The organism is Streptomyces sp. NPDC005017, from assembly GCF_042873115.1.
Taxonomy (GTDB): domain Bacteria; phylum Actinomycetota; class Actinomycetes; order Streptomycetales; family Streptomycetaceae; genus Streptomyces.
On the sequence record NZ_JBIALD010000023.1, the window covers coordinates 139,081 to 145,625 of the forward strand.

At 69.4% G+C, this 6,545-nt stretch carries 6 protein-coding genes; 4 read left to right on the forward strand and 2 right to left on the reverse strand.

What is annotated here, in order from left to right; translation table 11 throughout:
* Position 1 precedes the first annotated feature (1 nt).
* Entirely contained in the window at positions 2-664 is a 663-nt protein-coding gene (locus ACFYR0_RS29065) for a DUF7019 family protein (RefSeq protein WP_389334388.1), read from the reverse strand.
* A 260-nt stretch (positions 665-924) separates the two neighbouring features.
* On the opposite strand from ACFYR0_RS29065, the gene ACFYR0_RS29070 reads away from it, so the two are divergent.
* Together ACFYR0_RS29070 and ACFYR0_RS29075 are read left to right on the forward strand one after the other, a co-directional pair.
* A complete protein-coding gene (locus ACFYR0_RS29070) occupies positions 925-1,656 on the forward strand; it encodes a hypothetical protein (RefSeq protein WP_386376705.1) in 732 nt (243 codons plus the stop codon).
* A gap of 1,010 nt (positions 1,657-2,666) precedes the next feature.
* Entirely contained in the window at positions 2,667-3,299 is a 633-nt protein-coding gene (locus tag ACFYR0_RS29075) for a hypothetical protein (RefSeq protein ID WP_389334391.1), read from the forward strand.
* 323 nt (positions 3,300-3,622) lie between these two features.
* On the opposite strand, the gene ACFYR0_RS29080 is transcribed toward ACFYR0_RS29075, so the two are convergent.
* On the reverse strand, positions 3,623-4,447 hold the full coding sequence (locus tag ACFYR0_RS29080) for a maleylpyruvate isomerase family mycothiol-dependent enzyme (RefSeq protein ID WP_389334409.1): 825 nt from the start codon (positions 4,445-4,447) through the stop codon (positions 3,623-3,625).
* Between the two features lie 178 nt (positions 4,448-4,625).
* Here ACFYR0_RS29080 and ACFYR0_RS29085 point away from each other — a divergent pair, with 178 nt between their 5' ends.
* Both ACFYR0_RS29085 and ACFYR0_RS29090 read left to right on the forward strand, forming a co-directional pair.
* Complete coding sequence (locus ACFYR0_RS29085) at positions 4,626-5,702, forward strand: winged helix DNA-binding domain-containing protein (protein ID WP_389334394.1); 1,077 nt, start codon at positions 4,626-4,628, stop codon at positions 5,700-5,702.
* Between the two features lie 253 nt (positions 5,703-5,955).
* Entirely contained in the window at positions 5,956-6,456 is a 501-nt protein-coding gene (locus tag ACFYR0_RS29090) for a hypothetical protein (protein ID WP_389334397.1), read from the forward strand.
* Positions 6,457-6,545 lie beyond the last annotated feature (89 nt).

Here is a 6,545-nt window from a genome sequence, read left to right on the forward strand (position 1 = left end):
CCTAGTCCACCAGCGCGACGTACAGGGGCGTACCGAGCAGGACCGCGGGCCCGGCGTCCGGTGAACCGGGCACGTGCAACAGGCGCTTCGCGACGAACTCCACGCGCTGCGCCGGACCGGGCATGAGCTCGTTGGCCCGCCGCACCGCCTGCCCGGCCGCCGGCGTACCCGTCCGGCCGGGCCGGTCCTCCTCCGCGGCGATCATGTCCACCAGCGCCTGGATCTGCGGGTCACCCGCCAGTCCGGCGAGCAGCGAGGGCGTCAGCGACCGGGGCAGCACCGGCTCCGACGGTGGCGGCGAACCCAGCACATGATGCGAGGAGCCGCCCAGTCCCACCACCGTACGGACGCTCGACCCGCCGAACCACACCAGGCCCGGGTCCGCGGGGAACGGACCCCAGCGCAGTCTCAGCACGCCTCGGAAGAACCGCCTCGGATCGTCGACCGTCCCGAGTTCCTCCTGGTCCTCCAGGAAGGTCACCAGCCGTTCCAGCCGTGCGCCGCGCTCCTCTTCCCCGGTGTCCTCGACGACGCGCCTGCCGCCCACGACCTTGAGGCTGACGTTCACCTCCGTGGTGCGCTTCTGGCGGAGTGCCGGGTCGATCTGCGCCAGCAGCATGTCGACTTTGCTGTCGCTCACATACAGGTAATAGCGTAACGACACCGGACGCTCCCGCCTCCTCAACTCCCTGCACGACAAGCCCCATTATCGCGGCTCGCCACCACCACCGCACGCCCGCGACGCCACACGCGACGCAGGCCGGAACGCGGTGAACTCCGGCCGCCACCGCCCTCGCCTACGTCAACCGCGTCATCGGCCACGCTCTTTCGCCCGCCGAGCGACCTCGCCGGGGGCCGGAGAAAATCATTCGCACGCGGGAGTACGCGGTGAGGTATGTTCCTGCTGTTCGAAGGGGGATCGCAGTGGCGAAGCTGAACCAGATCATCGCCGTGGAAAAGGGCGTCAAGAGCAAGTCGTTCCAGGACATCACCACGGCTCATCACAAGGTGCAGAAGCCGGCTCTGCTGGCCGGTATCTCGCGTACGTACCAGCCGAAGGACGAGGAGGGCGAGCAACTGCCGCCCGAGTCCACACGGGTGCAGGTGCAGGCGGAGGACGTACTGCGCGAGATGTCCGCGTCGCTGACCCGTCTGTTCGACGTCACGGCGACCAAGGACTGGGCCAACTGCGCCGCCCGCGCGGACGTCACCGTCGACGGGCGGACGGTCGTCTCGGACGTCCCGGTCAGCTATCTGCTCTTCCTGGAGAAGCAGCTCACTGATCTGCACACCTTCGTGAAGAAGCTGCCCGTGCTGGACGCCGCCGAGTCCTGGGCCCTCGACCCGTCGACGGACTGGTGGAAGACGGACCCGGTCCGCACGATCCGGACGAAGAAGGTCCCGCGCAACCACGTCAAGGCCGAGGCGACCGACAAGCACCCGGCGCAGGTCGAGGTGTACTACGAGGACGTGCCCATCGGCTACTGGACGACGGTGAAGTTCTCCGGAGCACTCCCCGCACGGCGGGTCAACGAGCTGGTGGAACGCGTCGAGAAGCTCCAGCAGGCGGTCAAGTTCGCCCGCGAGGAGGCCAACGGCGTCGACGTCACGGACCAGCGCGTCGGCGACGCGGTGTTCGGCTACCTGTTCGGCTGACGCCGGGAGCAGGTAGCATCCCCGATCGCCCCCGCGTGCGAGCGTGGGGGTGCGCAACCAGGCGCGGGCCGGAAATGAGGACCGGCTCGCGTGATGAGCGCAAGCTGAAACTGAAGTTCAGCCTGAATACACGGTCACAGTGGAGGTTCGAGTCCTCCCCCCGGCACAACGCGTCACAGGCCGGGGTAGCCCAACCCGGCAGAGGCAGGCCGTACCAATCTCAGACTCTCGCTCCAGCTTCAGCATTCGCCGCCGATCGCCGGATCGACCGGGGACGGACGAGCGCCGTCGGATGCGAGTTCGACTCTCGCCTGCACCTCTTACGCGGTGCGGTAGTTCAAAGGCAGAACACGACGGCATGATGACTGATCCGTCCTCTTAAACGCCACCGGCGTGTGCAATTGGGTGGCATCCCCAGGGGCCCGGGAGCTGGATACGACTCCCGGGCTCCGCCACGTTCCGGCGCCCTCACCGGCAGATGACGGCCCAGCCGCCGGCCAGCGACGTGGACTACGGCAGCTGTAGCTTGTCGCCTGCGTCCGCCCAGTATCCGTCGCCGTCGAGGAGGCGCTGGGCCTCGGTGAACCGGCCCAGGCCGCTGCCGACGCCCTCGTTCTGGGCCTTCGGCATGCTGGCACGGCCGCATTGGCGTTCGTCGGGAGGATCGCACCCTGTTCAGGCGTAACGCAGGTAGTCGCCCCGAAGACCAGCATGAAGACCAGGACGATCAGCAGGGCAACGACCACGCGGAGTTGGGTTGCTCCTCACTGCCGTCCCGGGGCGCCCTCCCACCGCGGAAGGCCTCATACCACCGCCCTGGGCGCTGTAGGCGCGCGTGGCCGCGACCAGGTTCAACGGCTTCGCGTTACACGGCGTCGACGCCCTCGCCCCGATCGGACCATGATCAGGACGACCGCTCACCTTCACCTTGCGCTGGTTGAGCAAGTACCCCCACGCACTTGAGTACGCGTACTCAAGTGGACGCGGTCGCCTGCTCGGAGACTGGGCGCATGAGAGAAACCCCCGCCCCGGCCGACACGACCACCCGCTCCCCCCGCCGCCCGCGACCCATGCTCGCCATGACGGTTCTCGCCGCGCTGGCGCTCACCGCCTGCGGCACCGAGCAGACAGACGCCACCGGACCGCAGAGCAGCCACGCCGACATCGCCGGTGCCCAGCCCGGCACGGCCTTCGCAGCCATGCTGAGCGAGGTCGCGCAGCAGTGTCCCCCGAGCGCCCCGCCGCAGGCGCCGCCGACCGGTCCGGCGCAGACGCTGCCGTCCGGGCAGACACCGCCGAGCGACGCGATCGAGCCGATAGCCCCCACGGCCGGGCCGGAGGTGGAACTGAACGCGCGTGACTGGTGCGCGAGCAGCCTCCATGAGGAGCGCATCGCCCAGGCACTCTGGGATCTGGCGGACCCCACCCCCGCCAAGGTCAGAACGATCCTCAACGACCTCGGCTACATCGACGAGCGCATCCACGGCCTCAAGCAGTCCGGTACGACCACACACTTCCTTCTCGACCTGCGCGAGAAGGGCGGACGGCTCTGCCTGAACGGCTCGGCGGCCGGCGAGGGGACCGTCGTCGACAAGTGCGTGGCCCCCGCGTCCGGCCCGTTCACGCCCGGACAACGGGCATGACCACCAGGATCGGACTCCTGGGCAACCATCACCAGAGGCGCCGGTACTGTCGCCTCTCGCAAACTCGTACCGGCAGCAGGTAGGGCCTCTGAACCGACGACTGCATGCTCGCTGTGCGCCGGACCCGGGAACCGCTGTCGGCCCGTGACCCTCCAGCGCCGCCTCCAGCCCGGTCCGGATGTCTGCCGGGCACCTCAACAGCAGTAAGCGCGAAGCGACCTGATGGCACCTCAAATTAATTGGCTGCGCGGCACGATCGCCCCCTGACAGCGCACGCCACCCGTCAGACGCAGTCAACCTTGCCCTGTCGGGGGACCCCAAGGTCAGGGCGCGTTGAACAAGGTGGGGAAGCGCGGGGCGAGCCAGGGTTTGCGGCCCCAGGCGAGGACTCCTCCGCGTGCCATGGCCTGCCAGGGACCGAGGCGTCCCAGCGCGATGAGGAGGAAGGCGACCGGCTCCGTGAGGATGGTGCAGTCCGAACGCTCCGGCGGGTCGGGAAGCACCTCAACCGCGCCGTCGGTGAAGGTGACACCGAAGGCCGGGCCGCCCCGGATACGCAGGGTGTAACGGGCCGTCAGCGTGGAGGTGACGGCAATACGCGGCATCGCCGTCCGCAGGAAAGGCAGGCACAACCCGACCCGCGCCTCATTGATCATGTGCGGCCGGCGCAGCCCGCGGGCGAGATCGTAACCATGGCCCAGCATGTGGGTCAGCAGGTAGGCGGCGAGGACGTCCTGGCCCATGGGGCCGAGGGGGGTCAGCAGCGTCCGCCCCGCGCCCCCTTCCTGAAAGGCTTGGTCCACCGCGTCCAGGAACACGTCGGTCTGTTGCACGAGCATCGCGGCCAGCGGCTCCGCCCCGCGCTCGGGAAACTCGACGAGACTTTGCGCATTGGCCGCAGCGAGACCTTGCGGCGTGCCGTCCCCGTACGGGCGTTCCCTGCCGGCCGCGAGATCGGCCATCAGGCCGTTGGCCAGGGCCAGATGGGCGGCCGTCTCACCGACGGTCCAGTCCAGCCCCGGCACAGGCCCGCTCATGTCCGTCGCGCCGTCCAGGAGCGCGGCGATGGCACCCGCGGTCTCCCGTATCGCCTGGCCGAGCCCTTCCGGCAGGGAGTACCCGACGTCCGCCTGTATTCCGCGCTCCACGCCGTCGCTCTCCTCGCGTCCATCCACGTGATCACACCTGTAGCGTGGTACGGAACCAGACCCACCGACCAGGGACAAGGCCCCGGAACACTGGCCCGATCGTGTCCGCGCCCGCCGAACTCGTCGGCCTCCTCGACGCGGCCGTCGCCTGACCGCGCTGGATGAGAGGTACAGCCCGATGCCCGACCACGAGAGCGTCCGTCGGCTGCGGGCCCAGGCGCAGGCCCTGGGCGACGGAGCACGAGAAGCCTCTGCCGAGGCGGTGGTCCGGCGGGTCTTCGCCATCCAGGCCCAGGACGCCTCGGCCGCCGACCTGGGCATCCGGGTGCGTGGGCTGGACATCACCGCCCCCGCCATCCGCGCGGCGTACGAGGACGAACGGAGCATCGTCCGGGGCTGGTACATGCGGGGCACCCTGCACACCGTCCCCAGCGAAGACGCCCGCTGGGTGCTGCGGTTGCTGTCCTCGCGGCTCCTCGCCGCGACCGGCCGCCGCTACCAGCAGCTTGGCCTGGACGACGATCTTCGCCGGCGCGCCGACCGACTCCTCCGGCAGGTTCTTGCCGCGCACGGTCCACTCACCCGGGCCGAACTGACCGGGCATCTCACCACTCTCGGTGTCCCGCCGGACGGGCAGGCACCTTTCCATCTGATTCGCCACGCGGCACTCACCGGCATCCTCTGCCACGGCCCACAGCGCGCCGGTGAGGCCACGTACGTACTGCTCGACGACTGGCTGCCCGCCCTCGGGCGCTTCCGGTGGGAGGGCGACGCTGCCCTTGCCGAGCTGGCCCGCCGGTACCTGGCGGCGCACGCCCCCGCGGCCTTGGAGGATTTCGCCACCTGGTCCGGGTTGCCGGTCACCTGGGCCCGTAGGGCCTGGAGACTGCTGGCGGAATCCGGCGTGATCACCGAGTACGGCACGCTGACCATGCCCGCCGGGCGGGTGCAGGAACTCCCGGTCCTGTCCGACGCTCCAGACGTTCGCATGCTGCCCGCGTACGACAACTACCTGGTCGGCTACCGCACCCGTGAAGTGTCCGTCCCCGCTCTGCACCAGGCCCGTGTCTGGCCGGGAGGCGGCCTCATCCGGCCCACCGTCATCGCCGACGGCCTGGCCGTCGCCACCTGGAGCCGTGGCTCCGGCGCGCGCTCCATCCAGGTGGATGCGTTCGAGCCCGTCACACCTCAGGCCCAGCAGGGAATCGAAAGGGAGAAGGCAGCCGTCGTCCGCTTCTTGCAGGCCTCCTCATAGCCAACGCGCAGCGCGGAGGGCGCGGTCCCCGTCGACCACGCGGCCCATCGCATCGTGCGACACCGGATCCCGGTCGCCACTCAAGCGTCGCCGACAGCCCTCGTGCCCACCGTGATACCTCGCTGACCGGGACCGGCTGCATGCGCCTGGCCCGCTGTGTCGCCAAGGCTGATGCGAAGTCCCTTGTAGCGAGCGGTCCTTGGAGACACGCCCCGAGCTTTCCAGGATGACGGGCAGGGCCCATGATGGCCCCATGGCTTCCGGCGAAGAGTTGCTCTGGGACGCGGACGACAAGGGCGCGCAGATGGTTCCGCGGCTGCGGCGCATCGGGGTGACGGTCGGCTTCTTGGGCTTCTTCGGCCTGTTGCTGTGGACAGAGTCGAACGCTGTCTGGGCCGTTTACGCAGGTGCCCTCTATTTGCTCGGAGAGATCGCGTACTGGGTGTGGGACCGACGGCGTCTGGTCGAGGCACGCATCGTCTCGGACGGAGTCGACGGTCCTGCCAGACTCCGCCTACGCCGCGTCGGCGGACAGGTCACGGAACACGACCCCCACCATGTGGCGCGCGTCCTCATCATCCACGACAACGTCCTCGACGAGGCGAAGCTCCGCCTGAGCCTGCACGGCAGGCGGCTCCTGTTCGGACGCCCGTGCCGCCCCCCGGCCCTCTCGGCCTGGCGCCACGCCTGCCCTCAAGCCCATGTGAGAGACAGAGGCGCCCATTGGGGCATGCCTGGAATCCCCGACTACTGACTTCAGCTCGTCGGGGTGAATTCTTGCGAAGTCCCTGATGGGCGTGGGTGAGTGGCTGTATCCGTGTGGTGTGCGATATGCGGATGGGG

Bases quoted from the DNA above. Each gene is read 5' to 3' on its own strand.
- ACFYR0_RS29075 (WP_389334391.1), top strand. From the start codon at position 2,667: ATGAGAGAAACCCCCGCCCCGGCCGACACGACCACCCGCTCCCCCCGC.
- ACFYR0_RS29085 (WP_389334394.1), top strand. From the start codon at position 4,626: ATGCCCGACCACGAGAGCGTCCGTCGGCTGCGGGCCCAGGCGCAGGCC.
- ACFYR0_RS29090 (WP_389334397.1), top strand. From the start codon at position 5,956: ATGGCTTCCGGCGAAGAGTTGCTCTGGGACGCGGACGACAAGGGCGCG.